Origin of the sequence: Binatus sp. (SeqCode) (assembly GCF_035272065.1) — a bacterium.
GTDB lineage: Bacteria > Desulfobacterota > Binatia > Binatales > Binataceae > Binatus.
This window is the reverse complement of the sequence record NZ_DATEQZ010000064.1, coordinates 1-21,243: the sequence shown is the minus strand read 5'-3', so window position 1 is coordinate 21,243 and position 21,243 is coordinate 1. Positions and strand designations below refer to the sequence as shown.

The window sequence follows — 21,243 nt, the reverse complement described above, 5'->3', positions numbered from 1 at the left end:
CGGTTCTGAAATCGCGGAGCGATCCTCTGCTGACATCGCCGTGCGAGCCTCCGGATTTTCATCGGATGCACTTCAGGGGGATGAACTTTTCAGCCTGATCATTTCTCCCCGGACGTGCTAAATGATCACCGTGCACTCCCCTCATCGCACACATTCCCCGCGCACCCATAAATCCCGAATCTTCGGGCAAAACCTGCTCGCGCGAAATACTAATTTTGACGGAACGAAGCTACCGATGGTAGTGCCACGATTACCAAACAACAACATATGGTATAAATTGGCATTTCTACTCGTCCTCTCAGCTTGCAAAACTGCCCAAATCTGCCCGCTCGGCACCCGGCTCGTCGGCGATCCTCCACCCAACGGATCCGAGACCGCATGTGTGAAAAACGTCAACGGTCAGGACGTCAAGGAGGGACCGTACGTCGTCTATCACGACGACGGTTCGAAAATGATGCAGGGCGAATACCACGACGGCAAACAGAGCGGCGCATGGACCATGTGGTACGACAACGGCCAGAAGAAGTCCGTCGATCACTACAAGGACGGCGTGCAGGACGGCGAGCACACCGGCTGGTACACCGACGGCAAAATCGCCGCCATGGGTATGTACAAGGATGGCAAGCAAGAGGGCGTTTGGAAGCGATGGGATCCTCAAGGTTTCAAAAACTGGGAAGAGACCTACAAGGATGGCAACAAACTTCCATGACGCTTGCATCAGTAACAAATGTGACGATCGTCGAGGCGGACCTGTCGCGCGCCGAGCATCAGGATGCGCTCGTCACGATGCTCGACGCGTACATGCTGGACCCGATGGAAGGCGGGGTGCCCCCTTCGGAGCAGGTCAAGCGCGACCTGGTGCCGGGCCTGCGCGCGCATCCGGCGTGCTACGTATTCATGGCCTATCGCGACGGTAAGCCGGTCGGCTTTTCGATTTGCTTCCTGGGATTTTCGACCTTCAACGCGCGCCCGCTGCTCAACATCCACGACATCTTCGTTGATTCTTCACTGCGCGGGCTCGGAATCGGCGCGATGCTGCTCGCGCGAATCGAGTCCAAAGCGCGCGAGCTGAATTGCTGCCGCATCACGCTCGAAGTGCGCGAGGACAACCGCGCCGCGCGCGGCCTCTACCGCAAAGTCGGTTTCGATCGCGTGGTCGTCGGCGCGAACCGCGTCGCGATGGAGTTCTGGCACAAACCGTTATGAGGCTACAGCGTTCTGCCAACCGCCTCGGCCAGCGGCTTGAGCGACTTCATCAGGGCGGCGAAGCGCGACGGCTTCAGCTGCTGCGGGCCGTCGGACAGCGCACTGTCGGGCTTCGGATGGACCTCGATCAGCAATCCGTCGGCGCCCGCCGCGATGGCCGCAAGAGCCATCGGCGCCACCATCTTGTAGATGCCGGTGCCGTGGCTCGGATCGACAATCACCGGCAGATGGGTCCATTCCTTGAGCAGCGGCACGGCGTTGAGGTCGAGCGTGTTGCGCGTCGCCGTCTCAAAGGTGCGAATCCCACGCTCGCACAGCACGACGTTGGGATTGCCTTCCGACAGGATGTATTCGGCGGCCATCATGAACTCTTCGAGCTTCATCGACATGCCGCGCTTGAGCAGCACCGGTTTCTTGATTCTACCGAGCCGGCGCAACAGCGAAAAATTCTGCGCATTGCGCGCGCCGACCTGCAGCATGTCGGAATGCGCCGCGACCAGGTCGATATCGTGCGGATCCATGATTTCCGTCACCACCGGCAACCCGACGCGCCGCCCGGCCTTCTCGAGCAATCTCAGCCCCTCGTCTTCCATTCCCTGGAACGAGTAGGGCGACGTCCGCGGCTTGAACGCTCCCCCGCGGAGCGCATGAGCGCCTGCCGCCTTGACCGCGTCGGCGGCGGCCTCGACCTGCGCCTCGCTCTCGACTGCGCACGGTCCCGCGATCACCGCGATACGCTTGCCGCCGATCTCCATGTTGCCGACCTTGATGCGCGAGCCTTCGGGCCGCACCTCGCGCGACGCCAGCTTGAAAGACCGCACCACCGGCATCACCCGCTCGACCCCGGCGACCGACTCGAGATGCGTCAGTTGATGCTGCTCGCCGCGCTCGTCGCCGACGCATGCGACCACCGTGCGCTCGATGCCCCGGATAATGTGCGCGTTGTAGTCGAGTTCCTCGACCATCTTGGCTACGGCCTGGATTTCAGCTTCGGTGGCATGCGCTTTCATTACGACGATCAAGTGATAAACCCTCTGCGATAACCTATTGCGATGGAATGCGTGCTCGAACTCTAGTAAATCTGACTCTACAGCATGTTCACATCGACCGGAACTGAGCGCCCGCGACCCGCTTGGCGCATCGAAGGACGCAATTTTGCCAGCTAAGCCGCCGCATCGACCACTAAGCATCGTTCATACGTCCGACGTCCATCTCGAGACCGACACGTTCGGGTCCGGCGAGCGCGGCGTGCAGTTGCGCGACAAAGTGCGCACCGCATTCGGCCGCGTCATCGACATCGCCAACGAGCGCGACGCCGACATGCTGCTGATAGTCGGCGACCTGTTCGATTCAGCGCGCGTCACCGAAGAAGGTCTCGCCTTCGCGCTGGGAACGATCGCGCGGGCGCGGATGCCGGTCGTGATGATTCCCGGCAACCATGACGCGCACGACGAGCGATCGATTTACGCAGGCCTCGCGCCCGCCGCGCTCCCCGAAAATCTGCACCTCATCCTCGAGCCTGAGGGCAGGACGATCGACTTCCCCGGACTCGCGACTCGCGTATGGGGCCGCGCGCTGGTCGAGCACACCCCGGACTACCGGCCGATGAGCGGCGTACCGGAGCGCGAGGAAGGGCTGTGGAACATCGCGCTAGCGCATGGATTTTTCATGGAGGAAGGCGAGATCGAGCGATCGTCGCCGATCACGCCCGCGGAAATCGAGCGCTCGCGCTACGACTACGTCGCGCTCGGCCACGTACACGTGCTGAGCGACGTATCGCAGGGCTCGACGCGCGCCTTTTACTGCGGCACGCCGGCCCCGCTCTATTCGAGCGAAAATTCCGGGTGGGTACTGTGGATCAACTGCATTCCCGGCCAGCCCCTCTTAATCGAACGCTTGATGGTTGCCCTAGAGCGTTAGACTAACGGTCGGTTAGCAGTCAGCGCCCGGATGCCGCCTCGTCCCGCCGTTTGAGCTCGGGATAGATATCCGACAGCCGGCGCCACATCCGCTCCAACCCGTAGCTGTCGAACGGCTCGACGATACATTCCAGCGCGCCTTCGCGCAGGTAGATTCGCTGGTCGTCGGGGGCCTGCGATGCGCTTACGATCACGATCGACGTATGCGGCGACTCCCGGCGAATCATCCTGAACAGCGACTTCGCTTCCATCCCATTCGCGCTATGCAACCCGACGTCGAGCGTGAGGACATCGGGACGCGTAGTGCGAAAGAGATCGATTGTCTGCGCGACCGTCTCGGTTTCCGCCACCACTTGACATCCACCGCATTCGAGATGATTGCGCATGATGTCGCGCGTAATCCCCGAGCTGTCCGCAATGAGCACTCGTACTGCCATCAGCAGCTCCTCCTTTGGACGAGCACTGCGCCAGCCCAGTCCCCAAGGCGTTCACAGCGGCGACCCGTTTAACTATTCAGCAAGGGCGGGGCCAAGAAGTGTGCGCTTCGAACGCATCTGCCCGAATCGCGAACAAACTAGCCAAGTGCGATTGCGGGCCACTTAATTGACTATTTCGGCGCTCTCCGTTCGGCTGCGGTTCGGCTGCAGTACGATCGGAATTTCTAATCAACGTTGCATCTAAGTGATTTGTTGCATCGCGGTGACATTGTTCGATCGCTCTGTGCTGTCCAAAAAAACAAACGGCGGAGCTTCGATGGCTCCGCCGTTGTTTGAGTGATGAATTCCGTTCTCTGGTTACATCATGCCGCCAGGAGGCATTCCGCCCGGCATGCCACCGCCCGCTCCCGCGCCCTTTTCGTCGGGCTTCTCGGCCACCATGCACTCGGTGGTGAGCAGCAGGCTCGCGACCGACGCCGCATTCTGCAGCGCGCTACGCACAACCTTGGTCGGGTCGATAATTCCGGCCTTCATCAGATCCTCGAACTCCTCGCTGGCCGCATTGAATCCGAACGGCCCCTTGTTGTTCTTGATCTTGTCAACGACGACCGAGCCTTCCCATCCCGCGTTGGATGCGATCCACCACGCCGGGCCCTCGATCGCCTTCTTGATGATCGCGATACCGACCTTTTCCGCCTCGCTGGCACGCATGTTGTCGAGCACTCCCGACGCGCGAATCAGCGCGACGCCGCCGCCCGGGACCACGCCCTCTTCGACTGCGGCGCGGGTCGCATGCAGCGCGTCCTCGACGCGTGCCTTCTTCTCTTTCATCTCGACTTCGGTCGCCGCGCCGACGCGAATCACTGCGACGCCGCCGACCAGCTTGGCCAGCCGCTCCTGCAGCTTTTCACGATCGTAGTCCGACGTGGTCTCCTCGATCTGCGCGCGAATCTGCTTGATCCGGCCCTCGATGTCGGCCTTCTTGCCAGCGCCATCGATAATCGTGCAGTTGTCCTTGTCCACGACCAAGCGCTTGGCGCGGCCAAGGTCGGTCAGCGTGATACTCTCGAGCTTGAGTCCGAGCTCCTCGGAAATCGCGCGCCCGCCGGTCAGGATCGCGATATCTTCGAGCATCGCCTTGCGCCGATCGCCGAAGCCCGGCGCCTTGACCGCGACGCACGACAGCGTGCCGCGAATCTTGTTCACCACCAGCGTCGCCAGCGCCTCGCCTTCGATATCCTCGGCGATAATCAGGAAGGGCTTGCCGGTCTTGGCAATCGTCTCGAGGATCGGCAGCAGGTCCTTCATCGACGAGATCTTCTTCTCGTGGATAAGGATAAACACATCGTCCAGCTTCGCTTCCATCCGCTCCGGATCGGTCACGAAGTACGGCGACAGGTAGCCGCGGTCGAACTGCATCCCCTCTACCACTTCGAGCTGGGTCTCCAGCCCGCGCGCCTCTTCAACCGTGATGACGCCTTCCTTGCCGACTTTCTCCATCGCCTCGGCGATAATATCGCCGATAGTCGAATCGTTGTTGGCCGAAATCGTTCCGACCTGGGCGATTTCCTTGCGATCCTTGGTCGGCTTGGACAGGTTCTTGAGCTCGGCGGTAATCGCCTCGACCGCGCGATTGATTCCGCGCTTGAGCGACATCGGATCGTGCCCCGCGGCGACCATCTTGATGCCTTCGGTAAAAATCTGGCGGGCGAGCACGGTGGCGGTGGTGGTGCCGTCGCCGGCGACGTCGGAGGTCTTCGATGCGACCTCTTTGACCATCTGTGCGCCCATATTCTCGAACTTGTCTTCGAGCTCGATTTCCTTGGCTACTGTTACGCCGTCCTTGGTCACGGTCGGAGCGCCGAAGCTCTTCTCCAACACGACGTTGCGGCCCTTGGGGCCGAGCGTCACGGTGACGGCATCGGCGAGGACGTTGACCCCCTTGAGGATCTTCTCGCGCGATTCTTGTCCGAAACGAACTATCTTTGCAGGCATGGTTTTTTTGCCTCTCCTATATTTGCGGTTTCATCGGGTCAGATTGGGACTCGTTCACGGGCGGGCCGAAATGCCTACTCGATGATTCCCAGGATGTCGTCCTCGCGCAGGATGAGCAGGTCTTCGCCCTCATGCTTGAACTCGCTGCCCGAGTATTTGCCGAACAGAATCTTGTCCCCAGCTCTGACTTCGATGGGGATAAGCTTGCCGTCGTCACCATATTTGCCCTTGCCAACGGCGACGACCTTGCCCTCTTGGGGCTTTTCCTTGGCGGTGTCCGGGATGATGATCCCTCCCTTGGTCCGCTCCTCTTCCTTGATCCGCTTGACGAGAATTCGATCTCCCAGTGGCTTTATTTTCATTGGGGACCAGCAGCCTCCTTGCTTGCTGAAAAGTGTTGCCAGGCTGGACGATTCCAGCCCGTCGGAAAGTTAATTACTGTCCTGACTTTGTCAATTGGCACTCGCAACGTCTGAGTGCTAACGGGAGTTTAGCCAGATTCGGGAGAAATGCAAGCCCTGTGGGTAAGACTGCACGGCCGGGGTACTGGTCGGCAGCAGGCGATCCTGTTCTACTGGTCGTTGTTATCCTGGCCGCTCAAGAAGCAAATGCGGCGCGGCCAAATCGAAAGAGAAACACCTCAAAAAAACCGATCTGCTGACAGTTATCGCAAAGAGAGTGAACTACCCTGATGAACAAGAAACTGCTGAAAATATCCGCGCTCCTGAGCGTGATTTGCGCGCTGGTCGCGCTGGTTGCGCACGCTCAAAACGCAGAGCCCCAAGGCGACGATTCGTTCGCCAAGTACGGCCAGGAGTTCAAGGGCAAGATTGGTCGGACGTACGCCGAATCAGAGGAATGGTACCCCGAAGTTCCGAAGCCGAAGCCGGGCACGCCCAATGTGTTTATCATCCTGTTGGATGACGTCGGCTTTTCGCAGCTGGGCAGTTACGGCGGATTGATCAAAACGCCCAACGTCGACGCGCTCGCTGCCGACGGCTTGCGCTACAACAACTTCCACACCACGGCGCTGTGTTCGCCCTCGCGGGCCGCGCTGATGGCCGCGAGAAATCCGCATCGCATAGGATTGGGCTCCCACGCGCTCACCGCTATGGGCTTTCCCGGCTACAACGGCGTCCCGCCCGAGAGCGCAAAATCACTCGCCAAGGACTTCCAGCACGCCGGCTTCGAGACCTTTGCGGTGGGCAAATGGGACCATACGCCTTTGCCGGAAGCTTCGCAGAGCGGGCCGTTCCTCCATTGGGCCAGCGGCGAGGGCTTCGACCATTTCTATGGATTTATGGCAGCCGACGCTGACGACTATCGAACCTTGCTTTGGGACGATCACCATCCGACGGAAAACTGGATTGGCAAGCCGGGCTACCATCTGACCACCGATTTGGCCGATCGGGCGATCAACAGCGTCACCTCGCACGTCTCGATTTATCCGGACCGTCCGTTTTTTGTTTTCTGGGCGCCAAGTGCGATGCACTCGCCGCATCAGGTCCCGCAGAAATACATCGATATGTACAAGGGCAAGTTTGACATGGGCTGGGACAAGGCGCGGGAGATGATTTTTGCGAAGCAGATGCAAATGCAGCTCCTACCCGCCGGCACCAAGCTGTCCAACGGCATCCCGGAGATTCCAAAGTGGGATAGCCTGAGTCCGGAACAGAAGAAGCTGTATTCGCATCAGATGGAGGTCTTCGCCGGCATGCTGACGCAGACCGACGAGCAGATCGGCCGCATGATTGCGGCCCTGAAGCGCACCGGTCAATACGACAACACCATCATCATGGCCACCTCTGACAACGGCGCCAGCGGGGAAGGCGGCTTGAACGGGACCTTCAACGAGTCGCTGGTGCTCAATGCCCAGCAAACCAGCCTAGAAGAAAATATGAAGCACTACGATGAATGGGGCGGGCCTGACACCTATCCGCACTATCACGCGGGCTGGGCGATGGCCGGCAACACCCCGTTCAAATACTGCAAACAGATCGTGCACAACGGCGGAGTCTCCGATCCCCTGATCATCACGTGGCCCAAGGGCATCAAGGCCAAGGGCGAGGTCAGAAATCAATACGGATTCATCACCGACCTGATGGCCACCGCCCTCGAGGCGACCGGCACGCAATTCATGGACGAGATCGACGGCGTCAAACAAATTCCGATAGACGGCAAGAGCCTCGTCTATTCTTTCAACAACGCCTCCGCACCGTCGACACGCACCGAGCAGTACTACGAGCAATTGGGGAACCGCGCGATGTACAAAGATGGATGGAAGGCGGTGACGATCCATGGCAACCGGATGCCGTGGATAGTTGCGGGCACCTTCCCCTTCGACAAGGACGTGTGGGAGCTCTACAACGTCAACGAGGACTTTTCGGAAACCAACGATCTCGCGGCCAGCAATCCGCGGAAACTCGAGGAGCTGAAGAAGGCCTGGGACGACGCCGCTTGGAAGAACAACGTCTATCCGCTCTACGATGACCTGGCCAATCGGATAGGCAAGCAGTTCAGCCGCGCCTTTGGCGACCGCAAGCAATTCATCTACTACTGGCCCGGCGCTCAGCGTATCCCCGAAGCCGCATCGGCCCCGGTCAAGAACACTTCACATTCTATCGAGACGACGCTCAATCTGAAAGGTAACGAGGAAGGAGTGATCGTGGCCTGCGGCGGCGTGAACGGCGGATACACGCTGTTCATTGCCGACCACAAACTGCACTACGAATACAACTACTTTAACGTAGCGCGGTACGCGATCGTCTCTCCGGCGTTGCCCACCGGCAAAGTCGATCTGAAATTCAATTTCATCAAAACCGGAATGCTGAAAGGCACCGGGGAGTTGTACGTGAACGGGAACAAAGTCGCGGAAGGAGCGCTTGATCAAACGGTTCCAGGAAGCTTCTCGCTCAGCGAAACCTTCGATGTAGGTGTAGACAACGGAACGCCGGTGTCGAACAACTACAAAAAGAAAGATCACTTTCCGTTTACCGGTCAGATCGACAAAGTGACAATCACCCTGACCGCGCCGGACACGGACAAGGCCAAAGAGGCAAAGGATTTCGAGGAGGTGGACTGAGCGGGCCGATCCCGTCGTCACGCAAGCGAGCCGCGCTCGGTCGCAGGGATTCCGTATGGGCCGAACACCGATGCTCTGTACTCGTCATCGCGCGACGCCCTCAAAAGCGCGGCGCGATCGCGCAAGATTCGCAACTGCGCCCGGACGTAGTCGACCTGCCGCTCGACCTCATACCTGCGGCCTTCGATGTACGACGCGAACGCGCTCGCGGACAGGTCGCCGCTGCGCAAAGCGTTGTCGGCGGCAATCGCCGCCAACCGTCCGGTGCGGAGCGCGAATTCGTTGCCCTGTCCTGTTATCGGCGACAGATATCCCGCTGCGTCTCCCACCAGCAGCAGGCGGTCGCGTGCGACTGCGCTGACGCGATATCCCAACGGCGCCATCGACCATTGCCGTCCCACCCGCGGCTCTCTCATTACGCGCTCGTAGAGCCATCGATCGTGATTTCGCGCGACTGACTCGTAGAATTCGATTGCGCCGAGCCGGTCGGTCTGCTTCTCGGCCAGGTCCGCTTCAAGGATGTATCGATACAGTCCCGGCTTGATTCGCGAGCCGCTGATCATCGCGCCGCGCATCCCGTACAGATGACGATCCCAGGTATTCAGGGGAGTGCCGTCGAACGAATTGAAAAAGACGGCGACGCCGATTTGTGAAAACTCGGGGTCTTCGGACTTGAGATTCAGAGCACGCAGCGACGGTGCGTAACGGCCGCCGGCGTCGATCAGCATGCGCGCCGAATGCCGGCTGCGGCCGGCGGTGATTGCGATTGCGGCGTCGCCGCGAAATTCCAGGTCGGTGACTCGCGCGTTCCAGATCAATCGCCCTCCCACCTCAACCAGTCTGCGGCGCAACGCCGCGTTGAATCCGCCGCGGTCAACCTGCGCAGGGCAGGTGGGAGTCGGAATCGGATGGTACGTCCAGGAAAGGTCGGGATAGACGTTGCGGAAGCCGGTAATCCGGTCGAGTACCCAGTCCCCTTCGAAGTTGACCCCCAACTGTGCGCATTCGTTCTGCGTTGGAACAACGAGCACTTCGCCCGACGTGATATCCTCGCCGTCTTCGCGATCCTTGCGCTCGAGCGCGATGACGTTGTAGCCCGCGGCGACGAGCCTTATCGCGGCCGCACATCCGGCAGGTCCCGCTCCAATCACGACTACGTCGGCGTCGAGGCTCACTCGTTTTTCAAAGCTCGACCGTATGCCCTAATTGCTCGGATATCGTCTGGGCCAGGCGCGGGAACAACTCGTGGCCGTCCTTATCGTCGAGCCACGAACCGCGCGCCGGGTCCCAACTGTAATGGAATCCGTGCGAGCCGGCAGCGAGCCACATCTGCTTCATCTGCGATTGCCGTGACAGGATAAACTTCGCGCCGCCTGCAAACTCAATCGTCACGACTCCGTCGGCGGTCGTGTAGTCCACCTCGTCAGGGTCGAGGTCCTCGAGCCACTTGGCGACTTTGGTCAACGCGGTATCGGAGCGCTCGCGAAATTCGCTGTCGTCCATGCTGAGATTGTAGCAAAGCGCGGACGCGATGCGGCAAGTCGGAGGGTCCCTGATTGGAACTATTCTTGTCAGAAGAGCGGGCGTTGTGCTGAAGCCGCTACTGGCGAGAATGAGCGGCGGTGGATTGGCGACGGGCCCAACTTGATCAGCGATTGCATGTGGTCGTTGGTGCAGTAGCCCTTGTGTTGCGCGAAGCCGTAGCCGGGGTATTGGGCGTCGAGCATCACCATCATGCGGTCGCGGGTGACCTTGGCGACGATCGAGGCGGCGGCGATGCAGAAACTTTTGCGGTCGCCGCCAATGATTTTTGTTTGCGGCAGTTCGAGGCCGGGAATCAGGCGGCCGTCCACCAGCACGTGGCCGGGCGCGAGATTCAAGGCCGTAAGCGCGCGCCGGCTCGCCGACATCGTGGCCCAATATATGTTGAGGCGATCGATTTCGTTGACCTCGGCGATGCCGACGCCGACGGCGATTGCGCGCTCGCGTATCGGAGTGAAAAGTTCCTCGCGCTGATCGTGAGTCAACTGCTTGGAATCGTGCACACCGCTGATGAAGGTCTCGGGCGCGAAGACAACCGCGGCTGCGACCACCGGACCGGCCATCGGGCCGACGCCGGCTTCGTCGACACCGGCGACGGCGTCGATGCCGAGTTTCCACAGGCGTCGTTCGTAGCGCAGGTCAGGCCGCTTGCTCATCGTCAGTTACGCCAACCGCTTGAGACGCGCCTTGCGAATCGTCTCTGCCGCGAGGTCGGCGTCGTAGATGTCGTTGAGGCGGATCGCGTAGTCGGCGCTGGCCGCCGACGCGATCGTGACGTCGCCGAGTCCGACCATCCGCTGAAAAACACGCTTGCTGACCTCGACCGAGCGGATGTCGGCCAGTTCCATCTCGCGCCGGCGCGACGCGACCAGCCCACGCTTTTCGATCAAACGATCCGAGGTGAGACTCCAATTGACGGTTCGCGCGCGAATCATGGTGACGAGGAACATCAACACGCCGAGACCGATTACAGCGAAGCCTACCTGCACCGGCTGGAATTTGAGGTAGAGCAGGCGCCCGCCGGTGGCGATCAGAACTCCACCGACGAGGAAGCCGTTGGCGTAGTACCATAGCGAGGGGCGGAATGTGGCCAGCGCGTACTCGCGCACGGCGGCCGGCTTGGGCGCGAACATCCGCGCGCCGCATCGCGAGCAAAAGGCGGCGCCTTGCTGGGTGTCGTTACCGCACTGGGGACATCTCATCGCGCCCGCCTCTGCCACCGCATCGGAAAGAAGTCGATGCGATTATGATGATGCGCGGTGCGCCGCGTCAATTGCAGGGGTGACCCCTGCACCCAATATTCGGAGCGCAACGCCGTGGCCAGCTTTCTTGTGTCGTCTTTTTTTTGTGTCATTCTGAGCGCAGCGAAGAAACCCGGTGCTGTGATCGACGCCGCACTGTCTAGGTAAGAAGGACGAACTCATGAAATTCGGACTATTCGGAATCAACAACGGACCATGTGCGTCTCCCAAGTGCGCCGCCGCGGTCGCGCGTGCGGCCGAAGACGCGGGATTCGAAAGCGTGTGGACGGGCGAGCATGTGATACTGCCGGACCCGCAGGCGCCGCCGTCTCCCGTGCCGGCGGATTACCCGATGCTTGACCCTGCAATCGCGCTGGCGTTTATCGCCGCGCACACGACGACGATTCGGCTGGGCACCGGCATCATCATATTGCCGCAGCGAAATCCGGTGGTGCTCGCCAAAGAGCTCGCGTCGACGGACGTGCTGTCGAACGGCCGGCTGATTTTCGGTATCGGCGTCGGATATCTCAAGCCGGAGTTCGACGCGATCGGCGCGCCGTTCGATCACAAGGGTGCGCGCTCGGAGGAATGGCTGGCGGCGATGATCGCACTGTGGTCGATGCCGAAGCCGGAGTTCAGAGGCAAGTGGATCAAGTTCAGCGGTGTCAACGCGATGCCGCGGCCCGTGCAGAAGCCGCATCCCGAGATTGTCTTCGGCGGGCATACGAAGGAGGCCTTTAGCCGGGCGGCGCGGCTCGCGAAAGGATGGTACGGCTTTGCGCAGGACCTTGATGGGACGGCGAAGTGCGTCGAGGGGCTGCGGGCAGCGTGCAAGGCGGTGGGGCGTCGGTTCGAGGACATCGAAGTGAGTATCACGCCGCACGCGCGGGTGAAGGTCGATCGCGACACTGCGAAGTGCTATGCCGACTTGGGCGTGAGCCGGCTGATTTTGCTGCAGCGCGGCGCGGACGAAGCGGCGCTGCTCGAGGGCGCTCGCGAGGTCGGGCGCCAACTGATCGGCAAAGTCTGAGCGCGTCAACCCGCAGTTAGCGGATAGCAGCGCGCAGTTAAAATAGGACGACGGGTGTCCCAAAGCTGCGGCGGCGGGCATTGATAGGTCGCGTTCGCGGTGTGATCGGCATTTTTCTGGCGTAGTGGCAAAATCCTACCGGCTGCTGCGGTCAATCATGGCCGCAGACCTCTTTATTCGTGTGACATTTGGGTCCGCGCTCCCACGGCACGCAGCTTGCGTTAAGCCTACTCAAGGGTCGGATGGCAATCGCACGAATCAATAAAGAGAAACTGAAAAGGGGAGCTGGCAGATGCTGAAAAATGACAGCAGTCACGTACTGACGGTCAAGGAACTTTCGGACTACCTGAAGGTTCATCCGTCAACGATATACAGGCAGCTCAAGCGCGGGCGGTTGCCGGCGTTCAAGGTCGGCAGCGACTGGCGCTTCAATATTGAATCGATCGACCGGTGGCGCCTGGAGCAGGACACATTCAAGGAGCTGTAGGAGCGCCGGACGCGTAGCGGGGGACTGGGGGGGGCGAAAGAGGGAAGTCACGCAGAAGGGCGTCCGCAAGGACGCCCGGCGTGGCTAACTACGGGGCGTCACGAACGACGGCGAGCGTCGAGGAAAAAATATGCGTCTGACTATACTAGCGGGACTGATCATGGGCATGTCGCTGGCGATCCACTCGGCGCTCGGCACGCACGCGAGGGCCAAAGTCGGTCAAACGGTGAAGGCAGTTGGTGTCCACTTAAGGGTGGTCGCGCCGTGGTACATCGCGATGAATGTCGGGCATGTTGCGCGGCAGGTAGCGAGTAAGTCCGGCATCGTCAGACGAACCTGATTCGATTGCGCCGACGACGGCCTGTGTTTGCCTGCTTCGAAGGCGCGCACTTTGTCATTTTGAGCGAAGCGAAGAATCCCGGCTTCTGTGCCCGAGCCGGCACTTTTCCGGGATTCTTCGCCGCGCTCTAGAATGACACGGAACGAATGCGAAACTGATCAGATCGTTCTGATTGCGCCGGTTGAGGCTTCGTCGGCGGGGCCGACGAAGTCGAACGCGAGCCATCCGCGGAGCGGATCGACGCGGCTCACTTGCACCATTACCGGCATCTGATTTGGCAAGGTGGGCGCGCCGTGCAGGGTTCCGCGCACGGCGAAGTCGGCGAGTTCCGCGCTTTGGCCTTCGCGTGCAACGTAGGCGAGGATCGGGCCATCATGGGCGTGACGTTCGAGGTAGCGGAGAGTCCAGTAGCGCTTGGCGCGTCGTTCGAGTTCGCGGCCCGACGCTTCCGCATTCTCGGCGCCGGCCAGCACGGCAAGTAATTCATCGACATTGTAAATCGGCGCTTCGTGGTCGCGATTTGCAAGCGCGCCCAATAGTTGTCGCTGCAGGACCAAGTCGGCGTAGCGGCGAATCGGTGAGCTTAACTGCGCATAGAAGTCGAGTCCGATTCCGGCGTGATATTCCGGATGCAGCGACAGCCGCGGGCGCATCGCCGCCATATCGCCGCCGCCAAGTTGCGGCTGCACGCGGTAAATGATCGGAATCCGATTCGCGGCGGCGTAGCGAGCCGCGACGAAATTGCTCAGCACCATGAACTCCGCGACCAGCGCGCGGCCCGGCGACCCGTTATCGATGATTGTGATTTCCACCTCGTCGCCGCGCACGCGGACCTTCGCCTCGCGCCTCTGCACGAGGACCGCGCCCGCAGTCCGGCGCCGCTGACGAAGCTGGCCGGCGGCCGCATTTAGTCGCGCGACGGTGGCGGCAGTGTCATCGGCGGACGCCCCTGACTCGAGAATGCGATCGACCTGGTCGTAGTCGAGCCGGCGCATGATTGGAATTCGCGCGGGATAAATCGAAGCGTCGAGCAGCTCGCCGTCGGCCGACAAGCGCACGTCGGTGGTGAGTACGGGGCGATCTTCGCCGGCAATCAAGCTCGCGGCGCGGCATGAGATCGGATCAGGCAGCATCCTGATGGTGGTCTCGGGCAGATAAACCGTGGTCGCGCGCGAGGCCGCCTCTTGATCCATCGCACTGCCCTTGGCGACGAAGTCCGCGACCAGCGCGATGTGCACGCGCACACGGATGCCGCCGTCGGCGAGCGCCTCGCAACTGAGAGCGTCGTCAACCTCGACCGTGTCTTCGTCATCGACGGTGACGGCGTATCCGCCGTCGGAAATCGCGCGCGGGCCGGGCACCACCTCGGCCGCTTCCTTCATCACGGCGTCGCTGAATTCGTCCTTGAGCCCGGCGATGAACGCGAAACGCGGTACGCGCGGCCGCGCTCCGAGGCGCTCAAGAATTTCGAATGCCGCTTCGGCCGGATCGACTTCGGGCGCGGCGTGCGCGAGCATTGCGGTCATGTCGCGGCTGCGCGTGAACGGGTTCTTGAGATAGCGCGAGAGTTCTTCGACAAGCGCGGCCGCTTCGTCGTCGGGCGGCTTCTCGGCGCCGTTGAGGACGTCGCGCAGATGCTTCTGGATCTTGCGATAGTCGTCGCTGCGCGCCCGAATCCGATCATTCTGTATCCGCAGACGTTCGACCTGGTCGGGCGTGCGCGGCACGAAGTCCATGTGGCGGCGGGTGAAGTAGGTGCGGTCGTTCAGCAGCGCCTCGAGCATCACGGAGGCGGCGGCGTTCGAGCGCCGGCCGAAGAACAGCTCGGCGAGCTCTGCGGCGGAAAAGCTGCGGCCCTGCTCCTGCGCGACCTCCCACAGCAACTGGAGATCGAGCTCGGCGGTAAGTTCGGCGCGTTCCCGTTCCAGCTCGGCGAGCACCTCGGCAACGTCTTCGCGATCGGCGCGCCGATCCGGATGGCGCATAAGGACCAGATCGCGCGGGACTAATCGTTCGTGCCCCGCGGAATCGATCACCGCGAGATGGCGTTCCTGTTCGCGAGTCACGAGCGCGGCCTTGAGTCGGCCTTGATCGAGGTACTCGACGACAGTGCCGGTGTATTTGATCGGTGATGACACGTCAGAATTCATTTTGACGACCGCCGCGGGCTAAGACTATATGGAAGGGCGAACAATCGCCGGAAAGTGTATCGCGCGAGGCCGCTTGAGCAGGAAAATTCAGATCGACGTGCCCGACGAGCTGTTCGCGCAGCTCATGCAGGTCGCCGAGGCGATGGGGATTTCGAATCCCGAGGAGGCCGCGACTGTTGGGCTGGCCGAGTGGGTGTTGCGCCGCAAGTCCGAGTTGGACGACCGCGATCCTAACGAAAAATACGTTGTCAACGAGGCGCTTGATGAACTTCTCGAAAGGAAAAAGTAGTTTTTCAATTGTTTCAGTGTTCGCCACCGCGTTGGGTGTCGCCGCGCTGACGATCGCAGCTCTGCCGAGCTTGACCAACTCGATCGCGCGCGCGTCGGGCGCCGGCCTCGACGTTGAAGTACCGTTCGAGATCAAGGCGCTGAAAGCGCCCGGCCTGGTCGCGCCGTATTTTCTCCAAGACAACCATGGCGCGATGGTGGTGTCCGATCAGGCGGGCGGAGTTTACTCGGTCACGTTCGGCGGCAAGGTGACAGCGCTCGCGGACAAGACGAAAATCAAGAACCCGTCCGGGGTCGCGATTGGGCCGGCAGGATTCGGGTCGTACGGGGGCAATGTTTTCGTGCTCGCGGCTACCGGCGGCATCAAGGGACAGTGCGAAGTCGAGAGAATCGACCAGTCGGGCGCGGTCAGCACGTTCGCGAAACTGCCCGCCGCGGCTGCGACCGAATGCCGCGACCTGGAGTTTGGCGCCGCCAGTTCGCCGTTCGCAGGCAAGCTCTACGCGGCGGTAAGCGGCAACTCGACGATTTACTCGATCGATTCGTCGGGCAAGGCGAGCACATTCGGCAACTACAGCAAACCGGTAGCGTTCGAGCTGACCACGATCACATTTCCGCCCGCGTCCGATTCGAAGGCGGCGGGCATGATGCTGGTTGGGATGCGCGCGAAGGGTGGTTTTGCATCGAAGGTCGGGCGCATCGCCATCGTCGGCGCCGACGGCAAAATGAAGGATGAGGTTTACCTGGTCGGATTCACGCGGCCCTCGGGCTTCGCGTGGTCGCCATCAGGCTTCGGCTCATACGGCGACGAGCTGCTGATCGCGGACACTGGCAAATTCGCGGCGGAGAACGACAACGAGCGGGACGGCAATATCTATCGAGTCGAGCGAGATGTCTCTCGTCCATTCGCCTCGGGCCTGATGGATCCGACGGACATGAAGTTTATCGGCAACAAGGCGGTGATTTGCGATCCTGCCGAGAAAGGGAAAGGACAAGGCGCGATCGTGATTATCTCGTCGCTGCTCTAAGCGCCGAGCTGTCAGTGCCAGGGTTCGCGGACGACTTGGGTGTCGCCGGTCTCTCGATCGACCAGCAGCATCTCGACCTGGTTGTATTGCCCCTTCGGGAAAAAGACGTAGCCGCTGACCGTGTAGTCCTTGCGCACTTCTTCGGGTTTGAGTGAGACCGCCTCGATCTGCTGATTGGCCTGCTGGTCGGCTTTCGATTGGCCTCTTTCGGCGCCGCTGATAATGCCCCATCCACCGCCGAACGCGCTGCCGATCAAAGCGCCCGAGCCCGGAGATCCGAAACCCCACCAGCCGCCACCCGAACCCGCCGCGCCTGCTATTGCTCCAGCCGCTGCTCCCACGGCGGCGCCGCCGACGCCGCTGACGGTCGCGCTTTTCACCGCTCCTTCGAGCTCCTTGGCGCTGCCGGCCTGCCGCGCCGCTTCGCCCGGCGGTAGAGGAGCGACTCGCTCGCCGGCGTCGTTGAGCGCGAACACCTGGCTTGGCACGACTGATCGGGTCGAATCGGTACCGTTGGCGATCGACACATAAACGGGGGTGACCTCGCCGACCGTCGGTGCGGCTGCGACGCTTACCGCGAGCTGGCCCTGTTGCGGAGTGGCGACGACGTTCGGGGTATGTGCTATCGGCGGGGGCGCGACGGCGCATCCGGAAATTGCGATTGCCGCCGCGATTGCGATTCGAATTTTGACGCGCTTCATGAGGGCCACTTTCACGATTCCATTTCAGTCTTTGGCGCGAGGCAAGTCTATACCCGCTGGCTCGCATCTATAGACGTGGCGGAAGGGCCGAGGTTTCAACGCTTTTCCGGGCGACATTCGCCAATGCTAGGATTCAATCGATGAGCGCGGGCGAAACTACGGCGCGGCGTCCGAGAAACGCCATCGTAATCCTGCTCGACAGCCTCAATCGTCACATGCTCGGCGTGTACGGCGGGCGCGAGTTTGCCACGCCCAACCTGGACAGCTTCGCGCGGCGCGGGGTTCGCTTCGACCGTCACTACTCGGGCTCGCTGCCATGCATCCCCGCGCGTCACGACATCCTGTGCGGTGCGATCGATTTTTTGTGGAAGCCGTGGGGGTCGATCGAAATCTGGGAACGGCCGCTGACCGCGTACCTTCGCGCCGCCGGCGTCGTCACCAAGCTGGTCTCGGACCATCCGCATCTGTTCGAAGTCGGCGGCGAAAACTATCACACCGATTTCACCGCGTGGGACTACCAGCGCGGGCATGAGAGCGACCCGTGGCAGACGCGGCCGGACCCAAGCTGGATCGGAGCGCCGTCATTTGCGCGCGGGCATACGCCGTACGACAACTCGCGCGGTTACTTTCGCGACGAGAGTGATTTTCCGGGACCGCGCACCATGGCGGCGGCAACGGACTGGCTCGAGCGCTCGGCGCGCAGCCACGAACGCTTCATGCTGTTCGTCGACGAGTTCGATCCGCACGAGCCATTCGATACGCCTGAGCCGTACGCCTCGATGTACGATTCGTCGTGGCAAGGCCCGCACATGATCTGGCCGCCTTATGTCCGCGGCGCGTTGGCGCGCGGCGTGCTCACGCAAGAGCAGGCGCGCCAGATCCGCGCATGCTACGGCGCCAAGCTGACGATGATCGACGCGTGGCTGGGCAAGTTGCTCGCGGCAATCGAGCGCGGCGGATTTTACGACGACACGGCGGTGATCGTATGCACCGATCACGGGCATTACCTCGGCGAAAAAGACATCTGGGGCAAGCCCGCGGTGCCGATCTACGAACCGCTCGGGCATACGCCGTTGTTGATCGCGGCGCCGGGCGTCAGCGCGCGAAACGTGGACGCGCTGACGACCAATGTCGATATCTGCGCGACCCTCGCGGAGATTTTCGGCGTCGAGATGGCGCATCGCACGCATGGACGCTCGATGCTCCCGCTCATAACTGGCGCGGCGCGCTCGATTCGTGACTGGGCGCTGGCGGGGGTTTGGGGACGCGAGGTTCATTTGATCGACGCGGACGCGAAGTATGCGCGCGCGCCGTCGGGCGACAACGCTCCGCTGAGTCTGTGGTCGAATCGATGGTCCACGATGCCGATACATCGAATGCCGGAGATCCAGTTGCCGCCGCCGGACGAGCGCGCAGTGCTCGACCGGATGCCGGGCGCGAGGACTCCGGTCATCCGCCAACCGTTCCGCGCGGGCGACTTGCTGCCGTACTGGGCGATGGGCAAGTTCAGCGGTAATCATCTATATCGCGTGCGCGACGATCCCGCGGAGGAAGCGAACCTCGCGGGCAGTGCCGAAGAAAAGCGAGCGGCTGAAAAACTCCGAGCAGCGTTGATTAAGATAGAAGCGCCTCAGGATCAATTCGAGCGCCTTGCGCTCGCATGAAATCGAACAGGAGGATATGCAATGGCAGCAAAAATTGTCGGAGGGTGCATGTGTGGTGCGGTTTGCTACGAGTCCGCGACCGACGCCGTCATGCAGGCAAGCTGCTACTGCCGCGATTGCCAGCGCTCAACCGGCAGCGCCTTCTCCCCGGTGCTACTCGTGCCGAAGGACGCGTTCAAACTGACCAACGGACAGTTGAAGCATTACGAGGTGACGGGCGACAGCGGCAACAAGGTCAGCCGCGGCTTCTGCGCCGATTGCGGCTCACCTATCATGAGCGTTCTGTCAGCGATGCCGTTCACGGCGATCAAGGCTGGCAGCCTGGACGACCCGAATCAGTTTCAGCTCACCGCGAGCATCTTCGTCGCCAGCGCGCCGAAGTGGGCGCCGCACTTTGCGGGCGTGCCGACTTTCGCGCGCAATCCCGGCTGACACGGCGCGGCTCGCCCGCGTAGAGATCGCTGCTGCAATTCAAATAGTCCGCAGATGGCTACGGGCCGGCTAGCGCTCGTGACCGCCGCTGTGGCCACCGCCGAAACCGTGTCCCCGTCCGTGCCCGCCACCACCATGCCATCCACCGTGTCCGCCGCCATATCCACCGCCAATGAAATGTGGGTAGGGGGCGATTCCACCGATCCAGAATATCGACGGAGGGAAAAATACGCCGTTTAGAGCGTTCAACGACGCCACCTGCTCGTCGTCCGATTCGGCGGCATACTGCGCGGCGTCGTTTTCGTGCGTCAACGCCAGTTGGTAGCGATCGAACTCGCTCTGATGTCCTTCATAAACACATACGCAAACGTCAGGGTCGTAATACCAGTAAACGGTGCCGGATTGAGCCGCGTAGCTGCGAATCTCGTACGGCGGAAGGTCCTCGACGAGTCCGACCTTGTCGTCAGTGTCCAGCTTGATCGTGATGAAACCTGCGTCGGCCAGCATCGCCTCGGTTTTTCGAACGGTCTCAGGCTTTGAGGCTTCGTAGCGGCGGTATGCCGCGCAACCCGAAACGACTAGCGCTAGTAGAACCGCGACAATGAACCGTTTGGGGGACAAGCGAGGTCGAGCATATACGCATCAGGCGCCGGACAGAATGAACAATTGCGGACCAGCGCACGATCTTCGCGTGCGGGTCTGTTTATGATTTAACGATCCTGTTCGACCAGGGGCCGGGGTGGCGAAATGGCATACGCAGAGGACTTAAAATCCTCTGGAGCGAAAGCTCCGTGCGGGTTCGACCCCCGCCCCCGGCATTGAAAAACTTTATTGAAATTAAGTACTTAGCTGAATCACCTAATCTGCGGCGAGATCTCGCGCAGGCGATATTTGGCGAAATTGTGCAGGTTTTGTACAGGTCGCGTCGCCGGGCGGGTTGGGAGCAAGAGTGAAACTCATAGGGCTGGAAACAGAGCCACCACACCCACCAGAGCCACCAACACCCTTGGTTCGCGCTCGCGGTAGGTGTGCCGCGGGTCTACACTCGGATACGGGAGGCGAAAGCCGACGCGAACGCCGTGATGACAACCGAGCTATTCCTGCCTCGAGCAAAAGGCGCCGACCCTGGCAAGATCGAACAATTCTTGTCGCAGAGCCGTCAGCTCGGAACGATCCGCGTGACGTTTGAAGAAGACACGAAATTACCCGCGTTCGAGCGGAAGCTTCATCAACCGCTAGGATGGGAGCTCGATGGCAAGCGAGACATTAGGCTAATCGCGGAGTCGATATCGCGTCGCATTCTGGGCGAGTATCGCGACAACCCGGGCACTGCCTACAGCGGTGCGAGGATCGCTGTTAAGCCCAACAAGTGAACGGCTGAGCCAAATGCTGCAACCCGACTTCAATCCCGCACCAACGACTCTCCGCATCCATCGCTGCGGCTACGTCTCGAAATGCAAAAGGCGCGGATGCCTCGAGCGCGCGACGCTGATCGCCGAGAAGGTTGACGGTGCGGGCCGGCACGTTCGGCAGATCGAGTTGTGCACGCGGCACAGCAACGTCGTCATCGCGCGTGAGCGAGCTCGCGGCCTAGAGATTTCCGATCGCCGGTTCGAATAAGAAACGGGCCAGCGCTGCGAGAACGCCAGCCCGTCGCCGACCGGTAAAAGGGGGGGGGCAAAAACCCAGTCAGCGATCCCC

At 61.3% G+C, this 21,243-nt stretch carries 24 protein-coding genes and 1 tRNA gene; 14 read left to right on the top strand and 11 right to left on the bottom strand.

Annotation, left to right across the window (positions count from 1 at the left end; translation table 11 throughout):
* Nucleotides 1–382: 382 nt before the first annotated feature.
* Both VJX68_RS12525 and VJX68_RS12520 read left to right on the top strand, forming a co-directional pair.
* Nucleotides 383–709 (top strand): toxin-antitoxin system YwqK family antitoxin, encoded by a 327-nt coding sequence (locus VJX68_RS12525; protein WP_324096034.1) that lies wholly within the window; start codon nucleotides 383–385, stop codon nucleotides 707–709.
* Nucleotides 706–1,206, top strand: a complete 501-nt coding sequence (locus VJX68_RS12520; RefSeq protein WP_324096033.1) for a GNAT family N-acetyltransferase — start codon at nucleotides 706–708, stop codon at nucleotides 1,204–1,206. The genes VJX68_RS12525 and VJX68_RS12520 overlap by 4 nt, the downstream gene beginning before the upstream one ends.
* Before the next feature lie 2 nt (nucleotides 1,207–1,208).
* Here the strand turns inward: VJX68_RS12520 and aroF are convergent, their stop codons facing one another.
* Nucleotides 1,209–2,228: a 3-deoxy-7-phosphoheptulonate synthase gene (gene aroF, locus VJX68_RS12515; protein ID WP_349255914.1), complete on the bottom strand. Its 1,020-nt coding sequence runs from the start codon at nucleotides 2,226–2,228 to the stop codon at nucleotides 1,209–1,211.
* A gap of 133 nt (nucleotides 2,229–2,361) precedes the next feature.
* On the opposite strand from aroF, the gene VJX68_RS12510 reads away from it, so the two are divergent.
* A complete protein-coding gene (locus tag VJX68_RS12510) occupies nucleotides 2,362–3,126 on the top strand; it encodes a metallophosphoesterase family protein (RefSeq protein WP_324096031.1) in 765 nt (254 codons plus the stop codon).
* 19 nt (nucleotides 3,127–3,145) lie between these two features.
* Here the strand turns inward: VJX68_RS12510 and VJX68_RS12505 are convergent, their stop codons facing one another.
* From VJX68_RS12505 to groES, 3 genes are all read right to left on the bottom strand, one after another.
* Complete coding sequence (locus VJX68_RS12505) at nucleotides 3,146–3,562, bottom strand: response regulator (protein WP_324096030.1); 417 nt, start codon at nucleotides 3,560–3,562, stop codon at nucleotides 3,146–3,148.
* A 357-nt stretch (nucleotides 3,563–3,919) separates the two neighbouring features.
* The gene (groL, locus tag VJX68_RS12500; RefSeq protein WP_324096029.1) at nucleotides 3,920–5,557 is read right to left on the bottom strand and encodes a chaperonin GroEL; all 1,638 of its coding nucleotides are present in this window, start codon (nucleotides 5,555–5,557) and stop codon (nucleotides 3,920–3,922) included.
* A gap of 74 nt (nucleotides 5,558–5,631) precedes the next feature.
* Nucleotides 5,632–5,919, bottom strand: a complete 288-nt coding sequence (gene groES, locus VJX68_RS12495) for a co-chaperone GroES (protein ID WP_324096028.1) — start codon at nucleotides 5,917–5,919, stop codon at nucleotides 5,632–5,634.
* 329 nt (nucleotides 5,920–6,248) lie between these two features.
* Between groES and VJX68_RS12490 the strand changes: the two genes are divergently transcribed.
* The gene (locus tag VJX68_RS12490; protein ID WP_324096027.1) at nucleotides 6,249–8,639 is read left to right on the top strand and encodes an arylsulfatase; all 2,391 of its coding nucleotides are present in this window, start codon (nucleotides 6,249–6,251) and stop codon (nucleotides 8,637–8,639) included.
* A gap of 17 nt (nucleotides 8,640–8,656) precedes the next feature.
* On the opposite strand, the gene VJX68_RS12485 is transcribed toward VJX68_RS12490, so the two are convergent.
* The 4 genes from VJX68_RS12485 to VJX68_RS12470 form a co-directional block, all read right to left on the bottom strand.
* Nucleotides 8,657–9,814: an NAD(P)/FAD-dependent oxidoreductase gene (locus VJX68_RS12485; protein WP_324096026.1), complete on the bottom strand. Its 1,158-nt coding sequence runs from the start codon at nucleotides 9,812–9,814 to the stop codon at nucleotides 8,657–8,659.
* 7 nt (nucleotides 9,815–9,821) lie between these two features.
* Nucleotides 9,822–10,142: an iron donor protein CyaY gene (gene cyaY, locus VJX68_RS12480; RefSeq protein ID WP_324096025.1), complete on the bottom strand. Its 321-nt coding sequence runs from the start codon at nucleotides 10,140–10,142 to the stop codon at nucleotides 9,822–9,824.
* Nucleotides 10,143–10,210: 68 nt separating this feature from the next.
* On the bottom strand, nucleotides 10,211–10,837 hold the full coding sequence (locus VJX68_RS12475; protein WP_324096024.1) for a ribonuclease HII: 627 nt from the start codon (nucleotides 10,835–10,837) through the stop codon (nucleotides 10,211–10,213).
* A 6-nt stretch (nucleotides 10,838–10,843) separates the two neighbouring features.
* Nucleotides 10,844–11,383 carry a PH domain-containing protein gene (locus tag VJX68_RS12470; protein ID WP_324096023.1) on the bottom strand — a complete coding sequence of 180 codons (540 nt, stop codon included), beginning with the start codon at nucleotides 11,381–11,383 and terminating at the stop codon, nucleotides 10,844–10,846.
* Between the two features lie 220 nt (nucleotides 11,384–11,603).
* On the opposite strand from VJX68_RS12470, the gene VJX68_RS12465 reads away from it, so the two are divergent.
* The 3 genes from VJX68_RS12465 to VJX68_RS12455 all read left to right on the top strand — a co-directional run bounded on the left by VJX68_RS12465 (nucleotide 11,604) and on the right by VJX68_RS12455 (nucleotide 13,279).
* A complete protein-coding gene (locus VJX68_RS12465) occupies nucleotides 11,604–12,452 on the top strand; it encodes an LLM class F420-dependent oxidoreductase (RefSeq protein ID WP_324096022.1) in 849 nt (282 codons plus the stop codon).
* A gap of 292 nt (nucleotides 12,453–12,744) precedes the next feature.
* Entirely contained in the window at nucleotides 12,745–12,939 is a 195-nt protein-coding gene (locus VJX68_RS12460) for a helix-turn-helix domain-containing protein (protein ID WP_324096021.1), read from the top strand.
* Between the two features lie 130 nt (nucleotides 12,940–13,069).
* On the top strand, nucleotides 13,070–13,279 hold the full coding sequence (locus VJX68_RS12455) for a hypothetical protein (RefSeq protein WP_324096020.1): 210 nt from the start codon (nucleotides 13,070–13,072) through the stop codon (nucleotides 13,277–13,279).
* Nucleotides 13,280–13,437: 158 nt separating this feature from the next.
* On the opposite strand, the gene VJX68_RS12450 is transcribed toward VJX68_RS12455, so the two are convergent.
* The gene (locus VJX68_RS12450) at nucleotides 13,438–15,429 is read right to left on the bottom strand and encodes a ribonuclease catalytic domain-containing protein (protein ID WP_324096019.1); all 1,992 of its coding nucleotides are present in this window, start codon (nucleotides 15,427–15,429) and stop codon (nucleotides 13,438–13,440) included.
* A gap of 73 nt (nucleotides 15,430–15,502) precedes the next feature.
* Here VJX68_RS12450 and VJX68_RS12445 point away from each other — a divergent pair, with 73 nt between their 5' ends.
* Nucleotides 15,503–15,718, top strand: coding sequence for a hypothetical protein (locus VJX68_RS12445; RefSeq protein WP_324096018.1), 216 nt, complete (start codon nucleotides 15,503–15,505; stop codon nucleotides 15,716–15,718).
* Nucleotides 15,693–16,745, top strand: a complete 1,053-nt coding sequence (locus tag VJX68_RS12440) for an NHL repeat-containing protein (RefSeq protein ID WP_324096017.1) — start codon at nucleotides 15,693–15,695, stop codon at nucleotides 16,743–16,745. The genes VJX68_RS12445 and VJX68_RS12440 overlap by 26 nt, the downstream gene beginning before the upstream one ends.
* A gap of 11 nt (nucleotides 16,746–16,756) precedes the next feature.
* Here VJX68_RS12440 and VJX68_RS12435 read toward each other — a convergent pair whose 3' ends face one another.
* On the bottom strand, nucleotides 16,757–17,455 hold the full coding sequence (locus VJX68_RS12435; protein WP_324096016.1) for a hypothetical protein: 699 nt from the start codon (nucleotides 17,453–17,455) through the stop codon (nucleotides 16,757–16,759).
* A gap of 131 nt (nucleotides 17,456–17,586) precedes the next feature.
* Here VJX68_RS12435 and VJX68_RS12430 point away from each other — a divergent pair, with 131 nt between their 5' ends.
* Together VJX68_RS12430 and VJX68_RS12425 are read left to right on the top strand one after the other, a co-directional pair.
* On the top strand, nucleotides 17,587–19,110 hold the full coding sequence (locus VJX68_RS12430; RefSeq protein WP_324096015.1) for a sulfatase: 1,524 nt from the start codon (nucleotides 17,587–17,589) through the stop codon (nucleotides 19,108–19,110).
* Nucleotides 19,111–19,131: 21 nt separating this feature from the next.
* The gene (locus VJX68_RS12425; protein ID WP_324096014.1) at nucleotides 19,132–19,542 is read left to right on the top strand and encodes a GFA family protein; all 411 of its coding nucleotides are present in this window, start codon (nucleotides 19,132–19,134) and stop codon (nucleotides 19,540–19,542) included.
* 69 nt (nucleotides 19,543–19,611) lie between these two features.
* Here VJX68_RS12425 and VJX68_RS12420 read toward each other — a convergent pair whose 3' ends face one another.
* Entirely contained in the window at nucleotides 19,612–20,049 is a 438-nt protein-coding gene (locus VJX68_RS12420) for a hypothetical protein (protein WP_324096013.1), read from the bottom strand.
* 226 nt (nucleotides 20,050–20,275) lie between these two features.
* Here VJX68_RS12420 and VJX68_RS12415 point away from each other — a divergent pair.
* The 3 genes from VJX68_RS12415 to VJX68_RS12405 all read left to right on the top strand — a co-directional run bounded on the left by VJX68_RS12415 (nucleotide 20,276) and on the right by VJX68_RS12405 (nucleotide 21,162).
* Nucleotides 20,276–20,360: transfer RNA gene (locus tag VJX68_RS12415), tRNA-Leu, on the top strand.
* A gap of 264 nt (nucleotides 20,361–20,624) precedes the next feature.
* The gene (locus VJX68_RS12410; RefSeq protein WP_324096012.1) at nucleotides 20,625–20,915 is read left to right on the top strand and encodes a hypothetical protein; all 291 of its coding nucleotides are present in this window, start codon (nucleotides 20,625–20,627) and stop codon (nucleotides 20,913–20,915) included.
* A 13-nt stretch (nucleotides 20,916–20,928) separates the two neighbouring features.
* On the top strand, nucleotides 20,929–21,162 hold the full coding sequence (locus VJX68_RS12405) for a hypothetical protein (RefSeq protein WP_324096011.1): 234 nt from the start codon (nucleotides 20,929–20,931) through the stop codon (nucleotides 21,160–21,162).
* Nucleotides 21,163–21,243: the final 81 nt, after the last annotated feature.